Origin of the sequence: Blautia sp. DFI.6.71, assembly GCF_020593585.1 — a bacterium.
In the GTDB taxonomy this organism is placed as follows: domain Bacteria; phylum Bacillota; class Clostridia; order Lachnospirales; family Lachnospiraceae; genus Blautia_A; species Blautia_A wexlerae.
Map to the genome: position 1 here is coordinate 1 of NZ_JAJDMJ010000134.1, position 1,132 is coordinate 1,132.

The following is a 1,132-nucleotide window of genomic DNA, read 5'->3' on the forward strand; positions in this document are numbered from 1 at the left end:
AGCTTATTTGATGGGGCTTCCACCCACCGGACTATATACCCTTTGCTGGACGCACGGTCAGACCCCAATGTTGTCCCGGAATACTGCCGTACTAAACTAAAAAAATAATACCAAGCCATCTGATAGAGAACCTGGCAGACAGCCAGGAACAGTATCAGATGGCTTTTATAAAATGTCAATATACAGATGATTACCTACTTACGATTAAGGTAATGGATACCCTCTACTTCTCATTTTCAATCTTCAGATCCTCCTTGGAAATATTCTTATATAATCAATATAGCACACAACTTTTGCAACGTCTATGACAGAAAGTAAATAAGCCCGCCAAAAGGCGAGCTCATTTAGGATATTTGTTCATGGAGTATCACTGAATTATGTTTTCAGGACAGTCCTTTCTTTAGAGTATGTAAATAAATTATTTTAGAATGATACCCACAAATAGATTATCTTTTTACATAAACATCAATCTTTCCAGTTCTAACAGAACAAGAACCAGTTGTCAACATTTCGTACCCAACTGGTACTGGAATTTTATTGGCACTGATAGAAGTAGCTTTTTTGTCTACAACGATTTCTCTAGTATCAACTATTTCATTAGTTGTATCTCTGTAAATCACTTTGATTGTTTTTCCTAATTTTTTAACTTTAACAGTTACTGTATTCTTTTTAGAAATTTTTAAGTTAGGCTTAGTTGTTACAATCTGATATCCAGCAGGAGCAGTTATTCTGCTCAGTTTAACAGATTTAGCATTAGCTACTACGGAAATTTCTTTAGAAGAATCAATCACTTTATCTGATTCTTTAAAAATAATCCTTACAGCTTTTTTATTCTGATCTACGGTGATATAAACTTTATTATTTTTTGAAATAGTAATATCACCTGTAATAGCAATAGTATATCCTTTAGGTGCTGTTAAATCACCAGTATTAACCGAAATAGCATTTTTATCAACAGTTATAACATCTTTATCGTTAATAATTTTTCCTTTTCTGTTCTGATATACGATAGTAATATCTTTAGTCTTAACAATTTTTCTAACTTTAATTGTAACAGAGTCATTTCCGACATAGATATCGCCAGTTTCACAAAGTTCATAATTACCAGGAATTGGGATTAAGTCAGCTAGTT

General features: G+C 32.7%; 1 protein-coding gene. It reads right to left on the reverse strand.

The features are described 5' to 3' along the window. Window positions 1-446: 446 nt before the first annotated feature. On the reverse strand, window positions 447-1,132 hold a 686-nt coding region (locus tag LJE12_RS19565), incomplete at its 5' end, for a hypothetical protein (protein WP_227292384.1).